This is a genomic window from Butyrivibrio sp., assembly GCF_015056685.1.
In the GTDB taxonomy this organism is placed as follows: domain Bacteria; phylum Bacillota; class Clostridia; order Lachnospirales; family Lachnospiraceae; genus Butyrivibrio.
In genome coordinates, this window is the sequence record NZ_SVFW01000039.1 from 14,077 (window position 1) to 39,511 (window position 25,435).

Annotated in this window: 26 protein-coding genes; 22 read left to right on the forward strand and 4 right to left on the reverse strand. The window is 36.4% G+C overall.

The genetic code is table 11. The annotated features are described in order from the left end of the window. Positions 1-154: 154 nt before the first annotated feature. The 19 genes from E7303_RS13190 to E7303_RS13280 all read left to right on the forward strand — a co-directional run bounded on the left by E7303_RS13190 (position 155) and on the right by E7303_RS13280 (position 18,582). Positions 155-2,146, forward strand: coding sequence for a 2-isopropylmalate synthase (locus tag E7303_RS13190; RefSeq protein WP_292145814.1), 1,992 nt, complete (start codon positions 155-157; stop codon positions 2,144-2,146). A gap of 17 nt (positions 2,147-2,163) precedes the next feature. Further along, on the forward strand, positions 2,164-2,823 hold the full coding sequence (locus tag E7303_RS13195; protein ID WP_292145815.1) for a hypothetical protein: 660 nt from the start codon (positions 2,164-2,166) through the stop codon (positions 2,821-2,823). A 94-nt stretch (positions 2,824-2,917) separates the two neighbouring features. Then, positions 2,918-3,667: an SIMPL domain-containing protein gene (locus tag E7303_RS13200; RefSeq protein WP_292145816.1), complete on the forward strand. Its 750-nt coding sequence runs from the start codon at positions 2,918-2,920 to the stop codon at positions 3,665-3,667. A gap of 342 nt (positions 3,668-4,009) precedes the next feature. Next, complete coding sequence (locus E7303_RS13205) at positions 4,010-4,978, forward strand: hypothetical protein (protein ID WP_292145817.1); 969 nt, start codon at positions 4,010-4,012, stop codon at positions 4,976-4,978. A gap of 22 nt (positions 4,979-5,000) precedes the next feature. Beyond that, entirely contained in the window at positions 5,001-5,501 is a 501-nt protein-coding gene (locus tag E7303_RS13210; protein WP_292145818.1) for a gamma carbonic anhydrase family protein, read from the forward strand. Positions 5,502-5,557: 56 nt separating this feature from the next. Further along, positions 5,558-6,166, forward strand: a complete 609-nt coding sequence (locus E7303_RS13215; protein WP_292145820.1) for a sugar O-acetyltransferase — start codon at positions 5,558-5,560, stop codon at positions 6,164-6,166. 247 nt (positions 6,167-6,413) lie between these two features. Then, complete coding sequence (locus E7303_RS13220) at positions 6,414-6,935, forward strand: PD-(D/E)XK nuclease family transposase (protein WP_292145846.1); 522 nt, start codon at positions 6,414-6,416, stop codon at positions 6,933-6,935. A 172-nt stretch (positions 6,936-7,107) separates the two neighbouring features. Next, on the forward strand, positions 7,108-8,229 hold the full coding sequence (locus tag E7303_RS13225) for a glycosyltransferase family 4 protein (RefSeq protein WP_292145821.1): 1,122 nt from the start codon (positions 7,108-7,110) through the stop codon (positions 8,227-8,229). Further along, on the forward strand, positions 8,222-9,319 hold the full coding sequence (locus E7303_RS13230) for a glycosyltransferase (protein WP_292145822.1): 1,098 nt from the start codon (positions 8,222-8,224) through the stop codon (positions 9,317-9,319). Before E7303_RS13225 ends, E7303_RS13230 begins: the two co-directional genes overlap by 8 nt. After that, the gene (locus tag E7303_RS13235) at positions 9,316-10,512 is read left to right on the forward strand and encodes an O-antigen ligase family protein (RefSeq protein WP_292145824.1); all 1,197 of its coding nucleotides are present in this window, start codon (positions 9,316-9,318) and stop codon (positions 10,510-10,512) included. The genes E7303_RS13230 and E7303_RS13235 overlap by 4 nt, the downstream gene beginning before the upstream one ends. Then, positions 10,496-11,023, forward strand: a complete 528-nt coding sequence (locus E7303_RS13240; RefSeq protein WP_292145825.1) for an acyltransferase — start codon at positions 10,496-10,498, stop codon at positions 11,021-11,023. The genes E7303_RS13235 and E7303_RS13240 overlap by 17 nt, the downstream gene beginning before the upstream one ends. Then, positions 11,013-12,101, forward strand: a complete 1,089-nt coding sequence (locus tag E7303_RS13245; RefSeq protein ID WP_292145826.1) for a glycosyltransferase family 4 protein — start codon at positions 11,013-11,015, stop codon at positions 12,099-12,101. Before E7303_RS13240 ends, E7303_RS13245 begins: the two co-directional genes overlap by 11 nt. Next, a complete protein-coding gene (locus tag E7303_RS13250; RefSeq protein WP_292145827.1) occupies positions 12,098-13,057 on the forward strand; it encodes a hypothetical protein in 960 nt (319 codons plus the stop codon). Before E7303_RS13245 ends, E7303_RS13250 begins: the two co-directional genes overlap by 4 nt. Positions 13,058-13,060: 3 nt before the next feature. Continuing rightward, positions 13,061-14,131: a polysaccharide pyruvyl transferase family protein gene (locus tag E7303_RS13255; protein ID WP_292145828.1), complete on the forward strand. Its 1,071-nt coding sequence runs from the start codon at positions 13,061-13,063 to the stop codon at positions 14,129-14,131. A gap of 18 nt (positions 14,132-14,149) precedes the next feature. Further along, the gene (locus E7303_RS13260) at positions 14,150-15,697 is read left to right on the forward strand and encodes a lipopolysaccharide biosynthesis protein (RefSeq protein ID WP_292145829.1); all 1,548 of its coding nucleotides are present in this window, start codon (positions 14,150-14,152) and stop codon (positions 15,695-15,697) included. Positions 15,698-15,748: 51 nt separating this feature from the next. Beyond that, positions 15,749-17,014 carry a Coenzyme F420 hydrogenase/dehydrogenase, beta subunit C-terminal domain gene (locus E7303_RS13265; protein ID WP_292145830.1) on the forward strand — a complete coding sequence of 422 codons (1,266 nt, stop codon included), beginning with the start codon at positions 15,749-15,751 and terminating at the stop codon, positions 17,012-17,014. A gap of 52 nt (positions 17,015-17,066) precedes the next feature. After that, a complete protein-coding gene (locus E7303_RS13270; protein WP_292145833.1) occupies positions 17,067-17,216 on the forward strand; it encodes a hypothetical protein in 150 nt (49 codons plus the stop codon). Between the two features lie 134 nt (positions 17,217-17,350). After that, a complete protein-coding gene (locus tag E7303_RS13275) occupies positions 17,351-17,890 on the forward strand; it encodes a phosphoribosyltransferase (RefSeq protein WP_292145835.1) in 540 nt (179 codons plus the stop codon). Continuing rightward, positions 17,887-18,582 (forward strand): DNA-processing protein DprA, encoded by a 696-nt coding sequence (locus E7303_RS13280; RefSeq protein ID WP_292145836.1) that lies wholly within the window; start codon positions 17,887-17,889, stop codon positions 18,580-18,582. Before E7303_RS13275 ends, E7303_RS13280 begins: the two co-directional genes overlap by 4 nt. A gap of 123 nt (positions 18,583-18,705) precedes the next feature. Here the strand turns inward: E7303_RS13280 and E7303_RS13285 are convergent, their stop codons facing one another. Then, on the reverse strand, positions 18,706-19,071 hold the full coding sequence (locus tag E7303_RS13285) for a hypothetical protein (protein ID WP_292145838.1): 366 nt from the start codon (positions 19,069-19,071) through the stop codon (positions 18,706-18,708). Between the two features lie 679 nt (positions 19,072-19,750). On the opposite strand from E7303_RS13285, the gene E7303_RS13290 reads away from it, so the two are divergent. Further along, entirely contained in the window at positions 19,751-20,656 is a 906-nt protein-coding gene (locus E7303_RS13290; protein WP_292145839.1) for a tetratricopeptide repeat protein, read from the forward strand. Between the two features lie 55 nt (positions 20,657-20,711). On the opposite strand, the gene E7303_RS13295 is transcribed toward E7303_RS13290, so the two are convergent. Further along, complete coding sequence (locus E7303_RS13295; protein WP_292145840.1) at positions 20,712-21,509, reverse strand: hypothetical protein; 798 nt, start codon at positions 21,507-21,509, stop codon at positions 20,712-20,714. Beyond that, entirely contained in the window at positions 21,496-22,305 is an 810-nt protein-coding gene (locus tag E7303_RS13300) for a hypothetical protein (RefSeq protein WP_292145841.1), read from the reverse strand. The genes E7303_RS13295 and E7303_RS13300 overlap by 14 nt, the downstream gene beginning before the upstream one ends. 232 nt (positions 22,306-22,537) lie before the next feature. Here E7303_RS13300 and E7303_RS13305 point away from each other — a divergent pair, with 232 nt between their 5' ends. Then, the gene (locus E7303_RS13305) at positions 22,538-23,662 is read left to right on the forward strand and encodes a tocopherol cyclase family protein (RefSeq protein ID WP_292145842.1); all 1,125 of its coding nucleotides are present in this window, start codon (positions 22,538-22,540) and stop codon (positions 23,660-23,662) included. 72 nt (positions 23,663-23,734) lie between these two features. Continuing rightward, positions 23,735-24,616, forward strand: a complete 882-nt coding sequence (locus tag E7303_RS13310; protein WP_292145843.1) for a nucleoside hydrolase — start codon at positions 23,735-23,737, stop codon at positions 24,614-24,616. Between the two features lie 4 nt (positions 24,617-24,620). On the opposite strand, the gene E7303_RS13315 is transcribed toward E7303_RS13310, so the two are convergent. Beyond that, a complete protein-coding gene (locus E7303_RS13315) occupies positions 24,621-25,412 on the reverse strand; it encodes an ABC transporter permease subunit (RefSeq protein WP_292145844.1) in 792 nt (263 codons plus the stop codon). Positions 25,413-25,435: the final 23 nt, after the last annotated feature.

The following is a 25,435-nucleotide window of genomic DNA, read 5'->3' on the forward strand; positions in this document are numbered from 1 at the left end:
TGATTAAATTCACCATGATGTAATTGGACAAAATTGTGGTAACATAATATTTATCAATAAAACAGAGCAATATTAATCTCTTTTGCGAAAAAATATCAAAAAAGATGAACATAATTAATATCGCTACAATAAAAAACATCAAGGGGAGAAAGCAATGAAAAACGTTAACAAGTATCAGCGTCAGTACTTTATGCCACCAAAAGCAACCTATGACTGGGTAAAAAAAGATTACCTTGATCATCCGCCAATCTGGTGCAGTGTTGATCTAAGAGATGGTAATCAGGCACTTATTGAGCCTATGAGTCTCGATGAGAAACTAGAGTTCTTTACCATGCTTGTTAACCTCGGCTTTAAGGAGATTGAAATTGGATTCCCTGCAGCTTCTGAGACTGAATTCGAGTTCGCCAGGACTCTTATTGAGAAGAACATGATTCCTGATGACGTTACAGTTCAGGTTCTTACACAGGCAAGAGAGCACATCATTAAAAGAACTTTTGAAGCTGTAAAGGGCGCTCCAAGAGCCATCATTCACCTTTACAATTCAACATCTGTGGCACAGCGTGAGCAGGTGTTTAAAAAGAGCAAAGAAGAAGTAATGAAAATTGCTGTCGATGGCGCAAAGCTTCTTGATAAACTTGCAAAAGAGACATCAGGCAATTTCTCTTTTGAATATTCACCTGAAAGTTTCCCGGGAACAGAAGTTGACTATGCAGTTGATGTCTGCAACGCTGTTTTGGATGTATGGAAGCCAACTGCAAAGAATAAAGTGGTTATCAATATTCCTACAACTGTAGAAATCGCAATGCCGCACGTTTTTGCAACTCAGGTTGAGTATATCAGTAAGAATCTCAAGTACCGTGATGCAGTAGTTCTTTCTCTCCATCCACACAATGACAGAGGTACCGGCGTCAGTGATGCTGAGCTTGGATGCCTCGCCGGTGCAGACAGGATTGAGGGAACTCTTTTTGGAAATGGTGAGAGAACAGGAAATGTTGATATCGTAACTCTTGCAATCAACATGTATTCACATGGTGTTGATCCAAAGCTTGACTTCAGCCATATCACAGAGGTCGGTGAGACCTATGAGCGCCTTACTAGAATGCGTATATATGAGAGACAGCCATACGCAGGACAGCTTGTATTTACTGCTTTTTCAGGATCTCATCAGGATGCTATTTCAAAAGGCTTTACATGGCATGAACAGAAAAAGGATGGCGGAATCTGGTCAGTTCCATACCTTCCTATTGATCCCAAAGACCTTGGAAGAGAGTATGACGGTGATGTTATCAGGATCAACAGCCAGTCCGGTAAAGGCGGCGTAAGCTACATTCTTAAGACTAACTATGGCATGATGGTTCCTAAGGAAATGCAGGCCGATGTCAGCTACACTATCAAGGATATTTCTGACAGAGAGCACGCAGAGCTTTCACCTGCAAGAATCTATCAGATTTTCGAGGACAAATATGTCCACAACGACAACGTATTCAAGATTCCTTCTGTTCACTTTAAGCAGATTGATGGTATACTTGCAGAGGTTACAATTGCTCATGCGGATAAAGAGCATATTGTTGAGGCCAATGGTAATGGCCGTCTGGACGCTGTAAGTAATGCAATAAAGCAGTATTTTAACGTTAGCTACGAGCTTTCAACATATGAAGAGCATGCTCTTTCAAGAGGATCTTCTTCAAAGGCCTGCACATATGTTGGCATTACCTTCAATGGCAAGAAATTCTGGGGCGTAGGAATTGATGAGGATATTATCAAATCTTCTATCAACGCTCTTGTAATAGCGGTCAATCAGATTGATACGGTAAAAGACATCAAGAATAGCAAAGATGAAAGAATTAACTCCATCATTAATTATATTCAGGAGAATTATCTGACAGTAACACTTGATGATCTTTCAAAACAGTTTTATCTTTCAAAACCATATCTTTCAAAGTATATAAAGGAAAAATCCGGAATGACCTTTGGAGAGAATGTGAAGAGGATAAGACTCAATAAGGCCAGCACACTGCTTCGAAACGGCAACATGAAAGTTGAGAAGGTTGCAGAGGCAGCAGGCTATCAGAATGTTGAGCATTTCAACAGACTCTTCAAAAAGAAATATGGAATGACTCCTGTTCAATACAGAAGTTCCAGATAATTGAAAGCAGGATTTATATGAACGGCTCACTTGAGTTTTTGAACATGATAAAAAACCAGTCCGGAAATAAGGAAAAAGCTAAGGAAAATAGACTGGTTGAAGAAGTAAAGAGCTATGATTTTGGTACCGTAATTGCAGTTATCGATACTGAGACCAACTGGAATGATGAGGTTATGAGTCTTGGCGTTGCAATAGCGGATGCGTCTACCTATAAACTTCTTGGGAAAAGATATTATGTCTTTGAGCCGGAATGCCGTGTGGGCGGTATTTACTCCAATGTTATGTATTATGGCGAAATTAAAGGAAAATCAATGACCAGGTCAGATGCATTGGCTGATCTGAAAGCTTTTTTGAATAAAAATGGTATAGATAAAATTTTTGCTTACAATGCAAAGTTTGATTATAATCACCTTCCTGAGCTGCAGGATTTTGCCTGGTACGACATTATGCGTATAGCTGCCTACAAGCAGTTCAACACATCTATTCCTGCGGATCTTCCTTGCTGTAAAACCGGCAGATTAAAGACCGGGTATGGCGTTGAGCCGATCATGCATTATTTAACAGGTGATAGCAGATACCGTGAAGTTCATAACGCAGTATACGACGCTGTGGATGAGCTTAAGATCATAGAACTTTTAGGGCATCCCGTCGAGACCTATGAGTGCGGACTGATTTGAACCATGATATGAAATGCGTGAATTTAATAAAAATGTTATGATAAAAGTGGTGCTATTTGTGAATGGCATCACTTTTACTTATCAGGAGGTTGTTATGGAAGTAAAGAAAAATAGTTGGGTAAACGCACTTATTATCGGGATCTGCATTGTAGCAAGCTGTGCACTTTTGGCATTTGGCTTGTCCCATTTCAGATCAGAAAGCAGCCATGTCATTTCTGCTACGGGAAGCGCAAGCGTTGATTTTGAAGCAGACATTATTATTTGGAGAGGCTCTTTTTCATCAGTCGCATATACATCCCAGGAAGCCTATGCAAAAGTTAAGCAGGACGCAGATTACGTAAGACAGTATCTTTTGGATAACAACGTATCTGAGGATGAGATAGTTTTCAGTTCTGTTGATATCAGCAGAACCTACAGAGATATTTATGATGCTAACGGTAATTATACGGGCTCTGAACCGGATGGTTATCAGCTCACCCAGAGCGTAACTGTTTCATCAGGCAATCTTGACAATGTTGAAAAGATATCCAGAGATATCTCAACTCTTTTGGATAAAGGAGTGGAACTGACATCTGATTATCCTGAGTACTACTATTCAGATCTTGATGCCTTAAAGCTTGATCTTATCGATAAAGCTTCTGTAAATGCCAAGGACAGGATCGATATAGTAGCGGAGAATTCCGGTGCCAAGCTTGGAAAACTCAAAAACTCAAGCCTTGGAGTTTTCCAGATCACAGCCAAAAACTCAGGCACAAGCAGCTACTCCTATGACGGAGCCTTCGACACAAGCTCACGTTATAAGACTGCTACTATAACTGTCAGATTGGAGTATGATCTGAAGTAAGTTGGACTCAATGAGAAAAGTTATTTGATGATGATTTAATGACATGATGTGATTTAGCGCAGACCATTATAAGGTTTGCGCTTTTTTCTTTGCTTAAATTCTGTATTTAGTTTATTTCTTAAGATATCCTTAAGATTTGCAGTAGAAATTCTTAAGATTGCGTGCTAAATATTTACTCGGTCAAAAGTTTATGATAAGTTCTTTTGGCTGATTGTTAATTCTTGCCATCAGGCGACTGCTAATGCGAACAGCATGTCTAAAATGCTATGAAAAATCTGGTGTTGGCAGTATCTCAAGTGTAAAGAACATTGTTGATAAAAATAGGAGGTGCTATAATTTTTAATGAGCGAAAAAAGTAATAAAGATGGTGAAAAGAAGCGGCTGGACTGGCATTCCGGCTTTGAAGGAGGGCTTAGATATAGCTTTAGAAACTATGCTGATGATATTGAAATAGAGAGAGAACATCTTCTTTCCAAAGAGCCGTTACGTATTGATTTTTTAATTGTAAAAAAGAATACTCAAATAGTAATTGATAATGATATAGGTAGAAGCTTTAGGAAATACAACATAATTGAGTACAAAAATCCTGACGATGCGCTCAATATCGATGTTCTATGGAAATGTATTGGTTATGGAGGAATCTATAAAGGACTTGGAAATGTTGTAGATGAAATAAAGGCTGACGAAATAACAATCACTATTTGTAGAAGCAGAAAGCCAATAAAGTTATTTGAACAGCTGGAAAAAGACGGATATATAGTAACCAAGTTGTATCCGGGAATATATCAGATTAGTGGAATAATAATAGTTCCAATTTTGATTGTAGTTCTTTCTGAACTAAATGATAAAGAACTTAAGGCTCTTAAAATCATGATATCTAATGCGGATGAAGACGATATAAGGAGCTTCATTACGGAAATAAGTAAATTGGAAACACAAGGTGATAAGAACAATGCTGATGCTGTGCTTCAAATAAGTGCAAACATTAACAAGACGATATTTGAAAAGATACTAGGAGAAAAAGATATGTGTGAAGCATTGAGAGAATTAATGGCTGATGACTTAAAAAATGCAGAGAAACAGGGGATAGAGCTGGGAATAGAACAAGGAATAGAACAAGGAGCTGATAAGCATATTGTTGAGCTGGTGTGCAAAAAACTAATTAAGGGAAAAACTATTTCAACTATAGCTGAAGAGCTCGAAGAAACAGAAAGTACAATAAAAGATATAGTTTCATGCGCTGAAAAGCATGCTCCTGAATATGACATTGAAGCTGTTTATGCGGAATATAGGGAAAAGAAAAAAACATAATAAACATGGGAAAAGTGGCGTAATGAAAAATACTGAACATGTAATTGATAAAACTGTTTACATAGCAGATGGCGCAAAAGTAATAGGTGATGTATCGATAGGTAAGGACAGTGCTGTTTGGTATAACGCTGTAGTTAGGGGGGATTCGTGCAAGATCATCATTGGCGAACGTACCAACATTCAGGACCTTGCCTGCCTTCATGTTGATAAAAAATATAAGCTTGTAGTTGGAGATGATGTCACAATCGGACATAGCGCAATAGTTCATGGCTGTGAGGTTGGAAACAGAGTCCTTATCGGCATGGGAGCCATCATAATGAACGGTGCCAAGATAGGAGATGACTGTGTCATCGGTGCCGGCGCCCTTGTGACGGAGAATGTAGAGATACCTTCTGGCTCCATGGTTTATGGCTCTCCTGCAAAAGTAGTAAGGCAGCTGACAGATGAGGAAAAGCAGGGGATACTTGATAATGCTGCCCTTTATGTGGAGCATGCAAGAAATGCGATGGATAAAAGCTGTTAACTTTTGTAGGAAATGGTAGTGGGAATCATTGTGTAATGAATAACCAGGAGATAAAAATGAATCAAAAAGAGAGAATGTTGGCAGAACTTCCTTACAAGGCATGGATGGACGGCTTAATCGAGGAACGTCTTGAAAACAAAAAGAAGATATATAAGTACAACAATCTTGAACCTGGTAATTTCGAAGCTCAAGACAGGCTTATTAAAGAAATACTAGGTAAAACAGGAAAAAATATCAATATTGAAGCTCCTTTTCATTGCGACTATGGGTATAACATTGAGGTGGGCGAGAACTTTTTTGCCAATTATAATCTTACTATTCTCGATGTTGGAAAGGTGAAAATCGGTGACAATGCTCAGATTGCACCTAATGTTTCAATTTATACCGCTGGTCACCCTGTTCATCCAGATTCTCGCAATTCAGGTTATGAGTATGGGATAGCTGTTACTATCGGTGATAATGTTTGGATTGGCGGAAATACATGTATTTTGCCGGGAGTAACCATAGGAAACAATGTGGTGATCGGTGCGGGAAGTGTAGTAACTAAGGATATTCCGGATAATGTGATAGCTGCCGGTAATCCGTGCAGAATAATCCGCGAGATCACTGAAAAGGATAGAGATTTCTACTATCGGGAACGTAAATTTGATGTGGAGGATTATTGAGTATTTTTTTATCTAAAGGGATGGCCTTATAAGCCTTGTATGTGCACTTAAAGGTATCCCTCAAAGTGACGTCAAAGACATCATAGTGTTAAATCCAATCACACTTAACAGTGATGCAAAAGAAACAATCATGGATTTAAAGCTTATTCTTAATAATGACGAAATCATCAATATTGAACTTCAAATGTATCTTGATGATTTTAGGATAGGAAGATCCCTCCTATAACTTTGCAGAGCCTACGACAGCATAGGCGAAGGAGATAACTATTCTCTCCTGAAACCCACAACACATATATGCATCACAGATAAAGATATCATAGAAGGTGCAGACGATTTCTACTGCCGCTATCTTCTCATGGATGTAAAAAATTATAAGCCCTACTCTACAGATTTTGGTATAAACGTGCTACAATTAAACCACATAGATAAAGCAACAAGGGAAGATATCGACAATGATCTCGTCTACTGGGCAAAACTATTCAAAGTTAAAACCTGGGAAGAATTCAAAGCTCTTGCAGACGGAAATGTGATTATAGAGGAGGTGGGCAACTTGATTTATGAAGTAAATGCAGATACTCAGGCAAAAGAACTAATGGAAGGCCGCCGCAGATACCGCGAGCAACTTGCTACCTCATATGCAGCAGGCGAAATTAAAGCCAGAAAAGAGCTCAGCGCAATAATTGCTGATAAAGATGCTACTATTGCCGATAAAGACGCCACAATTACTAAGCTACAGGCTGAACTCGAAAAGTATAAAAGAAATTCATAAAACATTGGTATTAATGACAAACGTTATTTGTTATAGAAAATAGTAAATAATAGAGGAATTTGAAAGCGTAGATTTGATACAAAATCTACGCTTTTTTCTATGACAAGAAACAATATTTAGCTTATAATTAATGTAAATATCGAATCCACTTTTTTACGTAATGGGAGAAGGAATGACTTCTGATTATTCTTTAAAAAGGCAAAAAATAGCGATTATTGGCTCCAAAGGAATACCTTCGCATGTAAGTGGACTTGAAGTGTATGTACAAAATATAGCGGTTGAATTAGCTGATAAAGCCGAAGTGGTTGTTTTTTGTAGAAAAAGGTATTGTGATCAGATTCTTAATGAATACAAAGGAGTAAAAGTAAGATATGTTCCTTCAATCAATACTAAGCATTTAGATGCTTTTTCTTACACGATACTTGCGGCATGTATGGCAGTCTGTGGTAATTTTGATGTTTTTTGGTACCATGCCATGGGAACCTCTATATCTATGCCTATTCCTGCTATCTTTAATAAAAGGATAATTTGTACTGTGCATGGACTTGATTGGAAGAGAGAGAAGTTTGGGCGTTTTGCATCAGCAGTCTTAAAATTTGGTGAAAAATGTATTGCCAAATATGCAGAAGAAATAATTACGCTTAATAAAGATGATCAGCTGCACTTTAAGGAAAAATGGGGGAGGAATACGCTAACAATTAATAACGGAGTGGTAATTCCTTTATACAAAAAGTTAAGTGAGGCTTCTGAAAAATATGATATTCACAAAGATGGATACTATTTGTTCATGTCAAGGATTGTTCCTGAGAAAGAAGTTCATACTTTGATCAATGCATATATTCATGCCGGGATAGGAAGAAAATTGGTAATAGCTGGTAGCGGTGTTCATTCAAGTAGTTATGAAAAGAAGGTAAAGCAATTGGCTGCTGACAATAAAGATATCATTTTTGTCGGAGATGTCTTTGGCGAATTGAAAGAGGAATTATACAGTAACGCATATGCGTATATTTTACCTTCGTCTATAGAAGGACAAAGTATTGGTTTGCTGGAAGCGATGAGTTACGGGCTCCCATGCATAATAAGTAATATTCCTGAAAATATGAGCGTTGTTAGAGATGCTGGGATAACATTTTTAGTCAAAGATGAGAATAGTTTGAGAGATGCATTATTATATGCTGAGAAAGAAAAAAACGAGATAAAAAAATGTGGTAAGAAAGCCTTTGAAATTGTAACAAAGGATTACTCAAACAATGAGTTCGTAAAAAAGACGATGAAAGTGGTATTAGGTGGATAATACTAAAAATCAATTGAAAAAAAGAAAAAATATAGTGTTAGTGTGCTTAAGACTTGCAAATGGAGGGGCCGAGAGAGTTTTAAGTATAATAGCAAATGAACTTGCTGAGCGAGGCTACTCAGTCAGATTTGTGATTTTGTTGGACTCAGAAGATGATTATAGTTTGTCGGATAAAGTTACAGCAATACACTTAAAGTGGAAGGATACTTTTGTTCCTTTAGATGCGTTTACAAGATGGAGCAGGTTAAGAAAATTACTTGTTGCGACTGATACTGTAGTTGTTGCTTTTTTATTTAGGACAATTTTCTGGGTGTCAATTGCTACTGCTTTTTCAAATGTTAAAACTATTTTTTCAGAGAGGAATGATCCAAGAAAAGATCCTAATACTGCATTCAAAAGATTGTTAAGAAATATATGCTATTTAAAAGCTACAAAAATTGTTTTTCAGAACAATATGCAGATGGCATTATTTTCAAAAATAATAAGAAAGAAAGGGGTAGTTATCCCAAATCCTATAGGAAATGATTTGCCATATCATAACCCGGATTCATGTGAAAATGTGGTGATATCTGTTTGCAGATATGAAAGGCAAAAAAATATATTAATGGCAATTAAAGCATTCCAAATATTTCATTTTTCGCATAGGCAATTTGAATTTCACATATACGGTAGGGGATCAATGGAAAATGAAATTAGAGATCATATTAAGTCATTGGGACTTGAACATTCTGTAAAGTTAATGGGGTACTCTAATAATATTTATAACAAGATGCAGAATGCCATGATTTTTATATCTACATCAAATTATGAAGGAATGTCAAATTCAATACTAGAAGCTATGGCGATAGGTCTTCCTGTTGTGTGTACGGATTGTCCCGTTGGGGTGAATGCAGAACTTATAAAAAATGGGCAAAATGGCATTTTAGTAAAAATAAATGATCATAAGACTTTAGCTTTAGAAATGTCTAGATTATGCGATTCGGTTGAGATGAGAAAAAAAATAAGTGTAGAGGCAAGGCATATTAGGACTAGCAATGCTAAGCCATTTGTTATTTCCGAGTGGAGTAGAATTATTAATGAGGGAAAATGATAACAATTGAGATTAGAAAGACACTAAACGTATACTATTTATTATGTTCGCTTTTTTTTATCTTTATGCTTAGGCCGGTTATTCTTTTGAATGATCCTCGAATAGAAACGGCATGGAAGTATGCTACTGTATTGCTATCAATAGTTAGTGTTGTTGTTGTACTGATCAGGAATATTCAAACATCATCATTGAAATGGATAATATTATTTTGTATATCGTTCATTATTGGAACATTTAGGAACGAATATGGAAATAACATTAGTGCAATTAGTTTAGCAGCTCAAATAATGCTGGCTTTTAATTTGGGCATGATCATGGCTCAAGAGAGAGATAAAGAATTGTTGCACATTATAAGCAATTGGATCAGTGTTGCAATTTTTGCAGATTCTATATTGGGATTCATGAACATACCTAGCAAACTTGGATACAGAAGTGACTATACATTGTTTGGATATGATAATTACGCAGCGTATATTATATTTCCACTGCTAATTGCTAAATTGGCTTTGGACTATTATTTAAACCATAGATGGGGGGCTTCTGACTATGCATGTATAATCTTGAGCATATCTTATAAATTATTTACTAATTCAATTAATGCATATTTCTTTTTTACATTATTTTTCCTCTTATACTTGTTCTTTGAACATTCTGATATCTTGATCAAATTATTTGATTTTAGATTTGTTGCTATTTTCTCTATGTTAGCTGTGATAGGAGTAATACAGTTCCATATTGAGGACTATATAGCCGGATTATTGGTGAGTTTGGGAAAAACAACTAATTTGAGCTTTAGGTCTTTCTTTTGGCAGAAGTCTGTAAACCAAATACCCAAGACACCTTTGTTTGGGTATGGAGTATATCAAAGTGGTTTTTTCCAAAAATTACTGGGAATAAGGTCGTTTATATATTATAGCGCCTTTACACATAGTCATAATTTTTTTATTGACTTGTATTTTTTCTGCGGAATCATTGGATCGGTTTTATATGCTTTGATAGTTACTACAAGTTTAAATGGATTTTTATTATCCAGAAGAAAAATTGGTAAATCACGCAAGATAGCAATAGTTGGAGTGGCGATATATTATTTAATGGGATTTCTTGATGGATATGCATCTGCTAATGCTATTTATTTTTTATTTGGGCTGTTTGGCTTGTTTTCAAAGGAAAATTTAGATGAGGAGATTATTTGAGCTTATTTTTTCAAAGTTTGCCCCTATCAGATGTGCGAGGTGGAAAGGTGTTCAAGTCGGAACGGGATGCAGGTTTATTTCATATCCGGATTTTGATACTGAACCATATTTGATTGAAATTGGATCAGGGGTGGAAATATCAAAGGATGTTAGATTTATTACTCATGACGGGGCTACATGGGTATTTAGAAAACAAGATAAATATAAAAATGTTGTAAGATTTGGGAGAATTGTTGTGGGTGATAATTCTTTTATTGGAACAAGGAGTACAATTCTTCCAAACGTCAAAATTGGCAAGAACTGCATAATTGGTGCATGTAGTCTGGTGACAAAAAGTATTCCGGATGGACAGATTTGGGGAGGTGTTCCTGCCAAATATATTGGAGAGACATTTGAATTTGCTGAAAAGTGTTTGAAGGAAAGTCCAAGAGCAGATATGTCTTTGTTAGAAAAAGCACAAACGAAAAAAAAGGAAGTAATGCGGACAACGAGGCTGCTTGATGAAAATTAGAAAAATTCTTTTGGAAATCTATAGCCTGGAAAATGCTGGTGCCCAGCACATGATATCTGATTTAGCTGTTTACTATAAACAAAAAGGCCTGGATGTATGTTTGGTAGTTTTGGAGAAAAGCCCTGAGAATGCGCTTTCAAAAGAACTGCTGCTAAATGGAGTGAAAATTGTTTATGGTTCGAATGATGATATATGGATAAAAAAGAAAATCAGACAATATATTACGCTAAAAACGACGGTAGACAAATTTAAACCTGATGTGATTCATGGAAACACAGAATATAGATGCCTATGGCTTTATGCACTTATTCATGGGAAGACTTTTGTGGAAACATTTCATAGCCAAGCTTTCAGATTAAATAATTGGCGCACGGTGTTACTTTTTAAAATTCTGCATAAAAAGAAGTTGATAGTACCTGTGGTTCTTAGCCCGATTAATGCCCGTGAATATGTGGAGCTTTTTAAATTGCATAATGAAGAATTGGAAATTATTCCTAACCCCATAGTGCTGGAGCACTTCATAAAACGAAAATACAAAGATAAGCAAGAAGTAGTATTTGGATTGGCAGCAAGATTTAATAGCATAAAAAGACATGATTTATTAATTAGTGCTTTTTCTATACTCATAAAGGAAGGATACGACTGTCAACTTATACTGGCTGGTGAAGGAGACACAATAGCAGATATAAAAGAACTGGTGAAATCTTATAATTTGCAAGATAGAGTTAAATTTTTAGGTGATATAAGTGATGTTTCATTGTTTCTTGATGAAGTTGATGTGGGCGTAATGAGCAGTGATTCTGAATGCTTTCCTATTTTCCTTTTGGAGTGTATGGCAAAGGGAATTCCTGTTATTGCGACGGGGGTTGGAGGAGTACCTGATATTATAAAGGACAATGGGATAATTGTTGAAAAGGGGAAAGATGTTCAGTTAGCAAAGGCAATGGAAGAACTGGCAAGTTCGAGTGAAAAGAGAAAACAAAAAGGCGAAAAAGGTAGAATATACGCTTCTGAGTATGATGTAAGGTGGGTTGCTGAAAAATATTTATCGGTATATGAAAAGGTTGATAAAAAATGAACTATTTTATTGTCACGGTAGATGCAGAAGGAGACAATATTTGGAACTGGGATGGTAAAGGAAGTATAACCACTGAAAATACCTTGTATTTATCTAGATTTCAATATTTGTGCGAAAAATATGGTTTTAAGCCTGTGTGGTTGGCTAATTGGGAGATTATTCATGACGCAAGATTTGTGACACTTATAAAGAGTGCGTTGAATAGAGATATGTGTGAAATAGGATCCCATATACATGCATGGAATAATCCACCTTTTTTTGAAATAGAGAAAGCGCCTAAAAGAGGGCTTCCTTACCTAATAGAATATCCTGTTGAAGTAATGGAAAAGAAAATAGCAACAATCACAGAGGAAATATGTAGTATCTTTGAAATTAATCCAATTTCTCATAGGGCCGGACGATGGGCAATAAATGATGAAATGCTTAGAGTGTTGTATAAGTATGGATATAAAGTTGATTGCTCTGTTACTCCGAATATAGATTGGAGTAGCTCGCATGGTCAAAAAGAAGGAGTGAAAGGTCCTAATTATTTAGGAGAAAAAAGAGAAATATCATACAGAGAAGGAATTATGGAAGTTCCAGTAACTACATGGAAGAATGACAAAATCTACGTAGATTCATTGCCAAAGAGAGGAATGATCAAGTCTTTAAAGTATATAGGAAGTGGTTTATTAAAAAAAAGAAAATATAAATTATTTAGACCGGATAAATACAATGTTACTGAAATTATTGACAATATCTCTTCAGAAGATCTTGATGATATAGGGTATTTAATGTTCATGATCCATTCTTCTGAATTGATGCCGGGAGGGAGTCCATATTTTGCTTCACCTCTTGATATTGAAAATTTGTATTCTGAAATTGAAACAATTTTTAACTTGGTAGCCTCAAAATACGAAGGAATTACACTTAAGGATTTTTATAATACTGTTAAGTCGGAAATAGAGATAGTATAAAATATGAAAAAAGTTGGAATAATTACGTTTCATCATACTACTAATTTTGGTTCTTTTTTACAAACGTTAGCATTATATGAAAACATTAAATCTTTAGGGTATGATGTAGAAATAATTGACTACAGGTCTGAAGCAATTCAGAAAAGAGAAACTCCGGATAAAAAACCGGCTTCACTTAATCCTAAAGATATTCTGAAATTCATATTGTTTACGCCTATTATTGCAAAGAAATATAGAAATCTTATGGATTCAGTTAATTCTTGTTTAAGACTATCTGATACGTATACAGTAAATACTATTAACAATATTAAAGAGAAATATGATGTATACGTAGTAGGAAGTGACATTCTATGGGATGTTGAATTGACGAATGGTGATAAAACATATTTTCTTGATTTTGTAAAAGATGGTAAAAAGATAGCATTTGCTACGTCAGTTGGAAAAAAATGGGAAGAACAAACAGCTAAAGATTTGAAAAAGTATCTTTGCGATTTTGAACATATTGCCGTAAGGGAACGTGAATCTGCAATATGGATAAGTGAGCTATTGGGAATTAACATAGATAATGTTTGTGATCCAACAATGCTGATAGAGGAAAAATATTGGAGTGGCTATGCTGATAAGTCTCAATTTGAGACAGGTAGTAGAGAGTACATATTGGTATATTTTCCGGACAACAATATGGTTGAAGATGCAAAAGAATATGCAAGAAAGAATAATTTAGATGTTTTAGTAATTAATTACAGATTACCAAGAAGGAATGTTAAAAATATCAGGGTTTATCGAGTAGAGGATTTTTTGTGGCTGATTAAAAAATCCAAAATGGTGTTTACAAGCTCTTACCATGGTGTTTTGTTTTCTATTTATTTTCACGTACCATTTTATATTTATTATCGAAATAATTCTCACAATGTCAGATTTGATGCTTTGGTGAGCAAATTTAATATAGGTAATCGTATAAGAAGATTATCAGAAGAAATGGACGATAACGTGGATTTTTGTAGTATTGATGATGCTATGAGTATGTGGAGAGCTGAGTCATTAGAACTGTTGAGAACATATTTGGAATCTTGAAGGCAAAGGTTTTTGCGAATGGGCATATATAAATATAATGACAGCACCATAAGAGCTAAGACAAATGTTATTATCACATTTATATGTCAAGTGATATTCATTATTATTAGTTTTGTGTGCCGGACAGTTTTTGCATATGTATTAGGAGCAAAGTATTTAGGTATAAATGGTTTGTTCAATAATGTGTTATATGTACTATCGTTCGTTGAACTTGGCATAGGAAATGCATTTGCACGTATGTTATATAAGCCATTACATGATCATGATGATTCACAAATCAGAACGCATTTGTTTTTTTGTAGAAAAATGTATTGCATTATCGTATTTGCGATATTTGTTCTTGGAATGGCTATTATACCATTTATTAAATTTTTGATGAACGAAGATTTTGACTATGGTAATATTTTTTATTTATATTTGCTTTTTTTAGCAGATACTTTAATTTCCTACGCCTTTGTCTATAAAAAGACTTTGCTTATAGCTGATCAAAAAAATTATACAGTTGAGTTATTTGCATTGATAAGTAATATATGCTGCAATGTATTACAGATAGTAATTTTGTATTTTACTTATTCGTTCGAACTGTATTTGTCTGTAAAGGTACTTGTATCTTTGCTTTGCAATTTTCTTATCTCTTTAAGAGCGGATAAAGAATATCCTGAAATAAAGGATTTTGTGAAGAATCATGGCGAAATTTCAAGGGCAGAAAAATTGAAGTTTAGAAATGATGTAAAAGGCCTTTTTATGGAGAAAATAGCGTCAGTTTCGTTTAACGGGACGGATAATATTTTTATGACTGCGTATTCTGGCATCACAACTGTTGGGATAGTATCGCAGTATACATTGATCTTGACTGCTATAAATTCTTTTTTATCCAAAATATATAGCCCTTTAACTTCAACACTTGGACATTTAAGCGTAAATCAAAGTAAGGCTTCAATTGAGAAAATATTTAGGAAGATTTATTTTTTTAACTCTGCCGTTTATGGTTTGTTTTTTTGCGGATTATTGTTGTTAATACAACAATTTGTATCAGAAATCTGGTTGAATGATCAATATTTTCTAAGCACATTACCTGTAGCTTTACTTGTTATAGAAGTTTGTATAAGAGGAATACATTACCCGGTTTTTATGGCTAGGTCAGCATTTGGTATTTTTAGTGAAAAGAGATTCGTTTTTGTAATATGTGCTGTGCTGAATATTGTTTTGGATTTTCTTTTGGGAAGTAAACTGGGTATTTCAGGCATTTTTATGGCTACAATTATTTCCAGAGCAATAGCATATTTAACAGATGTTTTTGTCTTGTATACATATGGATTTAAAATGTCTTGTGTAAAGTTTATACTTTTTATGGGGAGAATTTATATTTCTATAATATTGGCTTTTATGATAGTGAGAATTGCTGTTATGACTTTGCAAAATCTTTCTTCAATAGAGCGATTTGTTTCTTCGTTTTTCGTAGTTGTATTTTTATATAGTGTTTTGTTCACTGTGATGTCTATTAATACCCCAGAAGGCTCTTATTTTATGAAAAAAATAATTGGAAGAGTGCTCAGAAAAACGTAATAATGATTGGTTCATTAACTATAAACAAAAGCTGTTGAAAACTTGAATAATATGCTGAATGAAAAAATAGGAAAACTAAAACACAAAAATGTTTGCGGCGAGGGATTATGCACAGCATGTAGAAGTTGTTTACAGGTATGCCCACAAAAGTGCATTGGACTGTACAGTGATAAATATGATAATGCTGTTGCTTTATACGAAATAGATAAATGTATTAATTGCGGCAGATGCCAGTCTGCCTGCCCTCAAATAAGTAACGTGAAGTTGAATTATCCCAAAGAGTGTTATGCCGGATGGTCAACTGATGAGAGTGTTAGAAAAAAGAGTGCTTCCGGTGGAATAGCGACTGAAATATACAAACACTATTCTGATAATAATACAGCGTATGTTGGGGTGAAGCTTGATAATGATTTTCGGGCTGTTTATGAGATAAAAAGTAGCTATAGTGAAAGTTTGTCTTTTCAAAATTCGAAATATGTTGAGAGTGATACCCTGGAAGTATTTAAAAATGTCGGGATAAGGCTAAAAAATCATGAAGAAGTAGTAGTTGTAGGACTGCCTTGCCATTTGGCAGGATTAAAGAAATATTTGGAAACTGCTGGCGTTGATGATAAAAACCTACTACTAGTAGATCTGGTTTGTCATGGCGTTTCACCCTATATATACCTGAAACAACATTTCCAAGCTATAGAGAAAAGAAAGAATCAAGTTGCAGAATATTGTTCATTTAGAGATCCTGATTATGGAACAAATGCTTTTGTTTTTTCTTTGAGTGATAGTCATAAGCGATTCTATAAAAAGAAAGTCCATGCAGATGATGTATATCAGATAGGATATCATTATGGATTGGATTACAGAGAAAATTGCTATTCATGCAAATATGCTTGCCATGAAAGAGTTGGGAGTCTGACGATAGCTGATTTCTCGGGGTTGGGTAAAGTTAGACCGCTAAATAAAAAAGTAAGAGACGTTTCATGTATCTTGGTTAATGATGAAAAAGGGAAAGATTTATTGAGTCAATTGGTAGAAGAAGGCAGAATTACTATTTTTGAAAGACCACTAGAGGAGGCCCTTGATTACGAAAAGCAGCTCAATTCTCCAACTTCTTTGAAAAAAGAGCGCTTTGTATTTTTGACGGAGTATGAGAAAAGCAGAGATTTTGAACATTCTATGCAAGTTGCAACCAGAAAAATAGTATTTCATAATACTTTAAAAAATATATTTCAATATGAATTACTAAGAAAGATCCTTTCCAGAATACTTCCAAATGCTGTAAAAAGAGCAGTTAAGAGATTATTAAAAAAGAAACCTGTTTGACGCACGTCAAATAAACTAATAAGTCGAATTAAATCATCGGGGGACACATAAAATGGGGATACAGTACAAAGTTCCGGACTACAAGAAGATCAGAGTTATTATCGACACAGATGCAGCCTGCGAGGCGGACGATCCATTTGCAATTGTGCATGGTCTGCTCAGCCCTAGAATTGAAGTGCCTGGCACCACGAAAAATGCGTGAATACAGTATTCTGATAACGATACAACAAAATATGAAACATTGCATGTCGAACGTATATTCGGTATAATGCTCTTATGGGTGCTACCATTTTTGGTAGGGAAAATTTTGCAGAAAATAGTTTTTGGGAGTGAGAAATGGTATTTAGTAACGATGCGTGGAATAATACTGGAGAAATTGTCGTTTACAGTAATTATCATAAATATTGGTTGGATAGAGAAAGACAGATCAAAAATCCGCTATTTGACGTGTTCAGTGGGAAAATACTTGATCTTAAAAATGGCAAGGAAAGCGCTATAAATTTTTTCTATAATTTGATTGATAGCGAAATATGCAAGGATGTGACTATATGCGTAGTACCATCTAGTAATTCGGAGAAAACTGTGACAGGAATGACGATGCTTGCTGAAAAACTTGCAAAGAATGGCAGGATAGATAAAGTACATTTTTTGGTTAGGGAAAAAACAATAGATAAGCTTGCAACAGGTGGAAACAGAAGCAGATATGTTCATATTGATTCAATAGGTACAATAAAGGGAGAGTCAGTTAACGGAGATATTGTACTTCTTATGGACGATGTGACAACAACTGGTAATTCATTGTATGCCTGCAAGGAAATACTTTTAGCGCATGGAGCAAAAACTGTTGAAATGTTTGCATTGGGGAAAGCAATATGAGTTTTTTGATTAAAAAATGTGATGCTAATGATGATATTTACCCTAAAGTGTTAAAACATTTGAATGGAATGCCACAAGTTTTATACTACCAGGGAAATATTTCTATACTCAATGAAAATAAATGTGTGGCGATTGTTGGAAGTAGAAAGTGCTCGGACGAAGCACTTTCTTTTTCGCGTAAAGCGGGAGAGGAAGCTGCAAGGCAAGGACTGGTAGTTGTAAATGGTTTAGCTATTGGATGTGATACAGCAGCGCTTATTGGAGCTTTAGATGCTGGTGGTAAGTGTGCAATTATTCTCCCAGGCGGTTTAGAACATATTACACCTAAGTCGAACATTGAGATTGCTGAACGGATACTTAAGACTGGTGGATGTTTGATCAGTGAGTATGAAAGCTATGTTACTCCAAAGAAGTATACTTATGTTCAACGTGATAGACTTCAAAGTGCAGTGAGTCAGGGAGTGTTTGTTGTTGAAACGAAGATTGATGGTGGAACGATGTATACCGTTGAAGCAGCTACAAAGCAAAAGAGGAAAATAGCAGCTTACGCCTTAGGGGTATTAAATAATGGGTCTGGTAACAAACTTATAATAGACAGAGGAAATACTTCTGTGACTAATATTGATGAACTGAAAAATTATTATATTTCTCTTGGAAAAGAAATGGAGTGGGAACAGCTGTCATTATTTTAGAAAAAGAAAACAGAAAGGCAAATCAGTGTTTAACAGATCAGACATAACAGTATTTTTAAAGATTGAAAATAGCACATTTTAAAATTGTTGACAGATCATTTTGATGAAAGGCTTGATGGAGCTTTACCACCTGTTTTTCACCACATCTTTTCTCAGATTCAGATTTCCTTTCACATTTTCCTTAAAGGGAGAAAGCTGATTTTCTTTGACCATGTATGCGAGGTTCTGACGGGAGCATTCAAGGATCTCGCAGCTTGAAGATGTATCTTCGAGATTGTTTTTGGCAAAAGCAAGAAAATCTTCATATGTTAGTGGAACTTTTTGACCTTCTTTATATAGAGCCCCGGCAGGAACATCGATAGAATTGTCAAAAGAGACAAAATATCCGTCAGTTCCAAGGGCTGCGGAGGCAAAAAGTGGAGCATTTGCATGTTTTTTGCAAGTAGTTTTTGGATTATCATTTTTGCGAAGAAAAGAATATGTTGTCACTCGAACTGATGTTTGATAAGGTATTATTGGTGCTACCATTTTCGGTTAAGTAAGATAGAAAATCTTTGATTTTCGCAATCAAACTTATACAGAAGTAGGCGGTTGGCTCTTTGCCGGATTTATCCGAGAACTCTCAGGTATTTGGGAGGCATGCTTATGAGAAATCTTTAGAAGGGTTAGCTTGGTGATAGAAATTGCGATATCCCTTGTGAGTATTGTAGTTACGATTATCAGTATCATCGTAACAATCATCAGTATTTGCAAGGATTCAAGAAAGTAAACATCAAAAAAGACCGCTGAAAAAGCTCTAGCCAAGCTGCGGTCTCTTTTGATCGTAACTATTGTCAGAGTCAACCGTCTATCGGTAGCACTCTTTATATAAATATCTTAACATAAACAGAAGGCGTTTTAAACACTTTTTTGACTGATGATAGAAACCTATGCGATACAGAAAGTAGGTCAATGCCATTTAGCTAAGCTCCCTACCGTTGTTCGGTTGTAACCTCTGATATTTTTATAAAGATATGGAATGGAAGCAGTTATCATTATTTTTAGGTGTAATATCCTAATATATTTAATGAAGAAAGGTAAAACATTGTTTAACAAATCAGACGTAACAAGAAATCAGTGCCAACTCGATGCTGGATTAATCTGGGATAACAGGAGGAAGTAACAAACAGTGAGTAGAGAAACAGAAAAAGTATTAAAAGAGATGAATAAGTTTCTGGAGGAGCATGCAGATGATAATATGAGTCAGGAGGAGCTTAGCAAGTTCTTAAATGAGCATATGATGCAGATAAATAGCAAGCCAATTGAGAAGATTACAGAAAAATCGGCAAAGACTTCTGACGATTTTCTTGAACTTGCATATGAGACAGACAGTGAAGCAAAGGCAATCAGTTATGTAAAAAAAGCTATAGCTCTTGATGAGGATAATCTTGATGCTATTGGCCTCAGGATTGAACTTACTGCAAGGGATACTATTGATGCCTTAAAGCAATATGAGAAGGCAGTCGCTCATGGCACAAAAGTCATGGAGAAAAAAGGGTTTCTAAAGGATAGTGTTGGGCGCTTCTGGGGAGTCTTAGAGACTAGACCTTATATGAGACTACGATCAAGTTACGCGGATATACTTATTGAGTGTTCAATGTTCAAGAAGGCAATTGGCGAATATGAGGACATGATAAGGCTCAATGAAAATGACAATCTGGGTAAGAGATTTACTCTTATGCATCTATACGCTCTTTTGGAGATGGAAGATGAGGCCTTGAATCTTCTTAAACAGTATGGTGAACATGATGAAACACCGATGATATTCCCGCTTTCAATTCTTTACTTCAAGATGGGCGATTTAAAAAATGCTGAAGCTTATCTTAAAAGGTCAGCAAAGGCTAACAAAGATACTAAAAAATTCATCAAGTCAGTTATAAATGAAACCTGGCAGAGGGAAGTAGAAAAGATGAATGATTATGGGTATCGCCCGTTCAGCATAGAAGAATATGTGACGGAGATGCTTGAAAACAGTTTCCTTTTTAAGAATTGCAGCGCATATTTTCTTTGGGCTGCCGATGTGATGAAAATATAAAAGATCAGGGTCGGCAGTTGTCGACCCTTCTATTGATAAATCAGACATAACCGAATTACCACCTGTTTTTCACCACATCTTTTCTCAGATACAGGTTCCCTTTTACATTTTCTTTAAAAGGAGAAAGCTGATTTTCTTTGACCATGTATGCGAGGTTCTGACGGGAGCATTCAAGGATCTCGCAGCTGGAAGACGTATCTTCGAGATTGTTTTTGGCAAAAGCAAGAAAATCTTCATATGTTAGTGGAATTTTTTGACCTTCTTTATATAGAGCCCAGGCAGGAACATCGATAGAATTGTCAAAAGAGATGAAATATCCGTCAGTTCCAAGGGCTGCGGAGGCAAAAAGTGGAGCATTTGCAACTACTTTATCAACGCCTTCTATATTTTCGAGGGCTTTGAGAGAAATTTTTCTTGTGGTACCGTCGTTAAAAAAACAAAGCATATGAAAATCAGTCAGGACGGTGCAATCCTTGAGATTAAACTTTTGTCTTTTTATTACATATTCCGGCAGCTTCTCAGCTTTTTTTATGTATAAAGAATCCTGGCTGCAGCGGCCATTTGAGAGTTCTAGAAACTTCATTTCGTCATATTCTTTTAATTTGTGGTTATTCAGAATATCACCGATGTTCTGACGACCGCTGGGAATTATTCTTTCTTTTACCCACAAAAAACTTAAGTCCCTTGGCATAGTATAGATTCCCTTTTTCACCAAATTGGTAAAAAGTAATGGAGCATTCCATTCATTAAGGGAGTCTGTAAGTTCTATGATAAATGATCTTTCTTTTTCATAGTACAGTAGCGTTCCAACTAGTGTTTTCGTTTCTTCATCAAGTATCTCATAAATTTTCATAAATCATGTACCTTTCATAAATCATGTCCCAAATTCTGTTTATGAATGTTTCTGAAATAATTCCATTAAGATTCTCAAAAATGATGTTCTTGTGATGGGGCTTTAAAATTCCTTTGAGTGGGCGATTTTCTTTAGGCAGAAGGCTCAGATTGTCATAGCAGGAAAAGCTTCCAATGAAATTGTTACAGGGCTTATCAGCAAGTATGTCAAAGCTTATGGCTGCGTCATCATTGGCACAAGAGTACAGAAGGGATACACCATGATCAAATAAGGGCGCGATTCTGAGAGTATGTTTTCTGGCATTTCTGAGAACTTCTATATTGGCGCCGTGTCTGTCTCTGTTCAGGATAAGGTAATCCAGAACAATCATAGTATCTATGTATTCCTGCCATCCCTGTCTTTTGCAAAAGTCATAGTGCGATTCGCCTTTTTCGGCATTTGCGCGGTAGTAGTCATCAAGGGCAATTTTGCTTTCTCCGCGCTCTTTGAAATCTTCAGAAGCGCAAAGATATGTGCTATATACCTTCCCTTCTATTTCAATATCAGCATTGATGAGTTCATATTCCAAGTGATCAATTCCGAAAATTGTAAGAAGCCTGTCGACAATTATTTCGTTAATACACTCATGTCCAACAATACCTTTTACGGAATCAAAGTTAGAGAGCTTATAATATTTCTTTTTCCCATGAAGAGATGAAGTCGCTTTTAAAAATGTTCCGGCTGTTCCGCTTGAACTGCGTACGTGTGACCATTGCAAATATGTTAGATCCTGTTTTTCTAAGATAAGATTAGCCATTATTCAACACCTCATTTAGCAAAAAAATTTGACGAGCGTCAAATACATTATATAGTTATTATAAATAAATATTTGACGAGCGTCAAATAGAATGAATGAATATATAATCACTATATAATAGACATTCTTGGTGTGAAAGAGTAAATTAATAGTAGTTATCATCATATTTACGCTTGTAGCTTGTAAGTGAGGATTTGAAAAAAATAAAGATAGAAAACAGAAAGGCAAACCAGTGTTTAACAGATCAGACATAACCAGAAATCAGTGCCAACTCTTTGGTGGCCAGGCGAAGCTTGGGTACGATTGGTGGTGGCACTCTTTTACTGCAATAGATAGTGAGACGGGCGAAGAAAAGCCGTTTTTTATAGAGTTTTTTTTATGTAATCCTGCCTGTGGAGGGGCTGAACCAGTACTTGGGCAGCTTCCTGCGAATAGAGCGAAAGGTGTGAAGCCTTCATACCTTATGGTTAAGGCTGGTTGCTGGGGCGAAGGAGCCAGACAGATCCATAATTTCTATGGCTGGGAAAAGATTGATGTGGACATGGGAGTCCCTTTTTCAATAAAGGCAGGAGAGTGCTTTCTTACAGAGAATAAAACCTGGGGAAAAGTGAGTTTATCTGAGGAAGAAGTGGATAAGCATCCTGAGTACATGTCGGGAAGTGGAGAACTTTCATGGAATCTCACAATAAATAAGAAAATCGCCTTTAATGTGGGATACGGAGCAGGTAATCTTTTTAGAAAACTTCAGCTTTTTGAGATGTTCTGGCACGCGGAGGGCATGAAGACTGAGTACTCAGGTGAGGTGAGTTTAGATGGGCACAAGTACACTGTTGATCCGAAGACCTGCTATGGATATGCTGACAAGAACTGGGGAAAAGATTTTACATCTCCCTGGGTGTGGCTTTCATCTAATAATCTTACAAGTAAGCAGTCTGGCAAAAAACTTGAAAACAGCGTCTTTGATATAGGTGGTGGAAGGCCAAAGGTTGGCCCAATTGCCCTAAACAGAAAGCTTCTTTCAGCCTATTGGTATGAAGGAAAGCCATATGAGTTTAATTTTTCAAAATTTTGGACATTTACCAGAACAAAGTTTGAGTCTTCGGAAACGGATGATGAAATAATCTGGCACGTTGAGCAAAAGACTTGGACAAACCGGATGGTTACTAACATAACATGCAAGAAAAAAGACATGCTCCTTGTGAACTACGAAGCTCCAAATGGCAAGAAACTTCACAACCGTCTTTGGAACGGCGGCAACGGAAAGGGCATAGTAATGCTTTTCCATTGCGGAAAGCTTGTCGACGAAGTTATATGTGAGAATGTCGGCTGTGAGTATGGGGAATATGATCAGCGATAATGAAGATTTTAAAATATATTTGACGCGCGTCAAATAATCTATTGGGCAAATACAGTTTTGGGGGAAAACAAAATGGGGATACAGTACAAAGTTCCGGATTACAAGAAAATCAGAGTCATAATCGACACGGATGCAGCCTGCGAGGCTGATGATCCATTTGCAATTGTGCATGGGCTGCTCAGTCCTAAGCTTATTGTTAAAGCCATAGCAGCAGAGCATTTTAAGGTAAAAAACTCAGAACAAAGAAGCTACAAAGAGATAGAGACAATCCTTGATGCTATGGATTTATCAGTTCCGGTGCTTCACGGTCAAAAGGGACCATTAAGTGAGGATAAGGAAGTTTCAGAAGCTTCAAAATTCATAATTGATGAAGCCTTGAGGGATGAGCCCAATCCTTTATTTGTTCTGTGTCAGGGCGCTATAACAAACGTGGCTAAGGCACTTCAAACTAATCCTGAGATAAAAGACAAAATGACGATAGTCTGGATAGGAACTCATGGGGAGGCCCCATGCAAGGCACCATTTACTGAATTTAATTCAGTGAATGACATAGAGGCCGCCAACTACGTGCTCCAGAGCGGAGCCAATATCTGGCTTATTCCTTCACATGTATACATTACAGTAAATATAGGTCTTGCAGAGATTGAGCGCCGTATAAAGCCATGCGGAAAAATAGGTGACCATCTCTACACTCAGATGACTGAATACAATATGTCCGAGGCAGCAGGCTGGACTCAGGGAGAAAGCTGGTCTCTTGGCGATTCGCCAGCTATTGCAGTGACTATTAATCCCGGATGCGGCCACTATCACACTGCCAAGGCACCTCTGGTGCTGGATGACACTTCGTCTGCAGTAAAAGATGATAATCCGGACATCAGAATATACACAGATGTGGATTCAAGGTACATTATTGAGGACCTTATCGCTAAGCTGGAGTTGTTCGTTTTTACGTAATTTCTCAGGACGCCAGATCTCTTTTGTTATAGTACCAGAAAGCAAATAGTACTCCACAAATCAAAACGCCACAGGCAACGACAATTCCGGTCACCGGAAGCTTAGCCTCAGTAAATATCTCCGAAGCATTTGCATAGGAAAAGGGCCCGATGAACAAATACTTCTTTAAATCGGGAATAACCCTGCCCATTACGTCATATGCGTAGAACAAAAGAGCCATTCCAAGTCCAAGTCCCATCCTGTTTTTTCCGGTGAGAGATGAGAGCGCAAGGCATATTCCTGCGACTTCCAGGTTCATAAGAAACTGTCTTGCCATAAATGTGAAAAAGAGATCCAGAGGCATTTCTTCTCCTAAAATACTAAAGCCCAGCAGATAAAACAAAGTGCATACAGTGGTAAAAAGCACCAGCATAATAGCAACGCACAGCGATTTGGCAGTAAGAATCCGATTCCTTGAAAGAGGAAGAGAAAAAAGAAATTCGCCTGTGTGGGCATCTTCCTCTTTTGAAATGATATTGATCGCGATGATTGCTGCAAACATACAGCTTCCAAGGCCATGAACTGCGCCTATTTCAGTGGCAAAGTATCCTTTCAAGGTTGCTATGCTCAAAGTGCTCATTCCAAAGGCCTCTGAAAAGGCTCCCATATTAGAAAAGGCATCAGCCATATCCTTCATTTCACCTTCCATAGACTTATATAATAATATGCAGACGAGCCCGAGAGCACCAACGGACAGGCTCCATATCAGCAGATTTTTAAGATTAAGTAATAGCTCTCTTTTTAAGACAGATCTCATTTTTATCCCTCCTCTTCATAGAA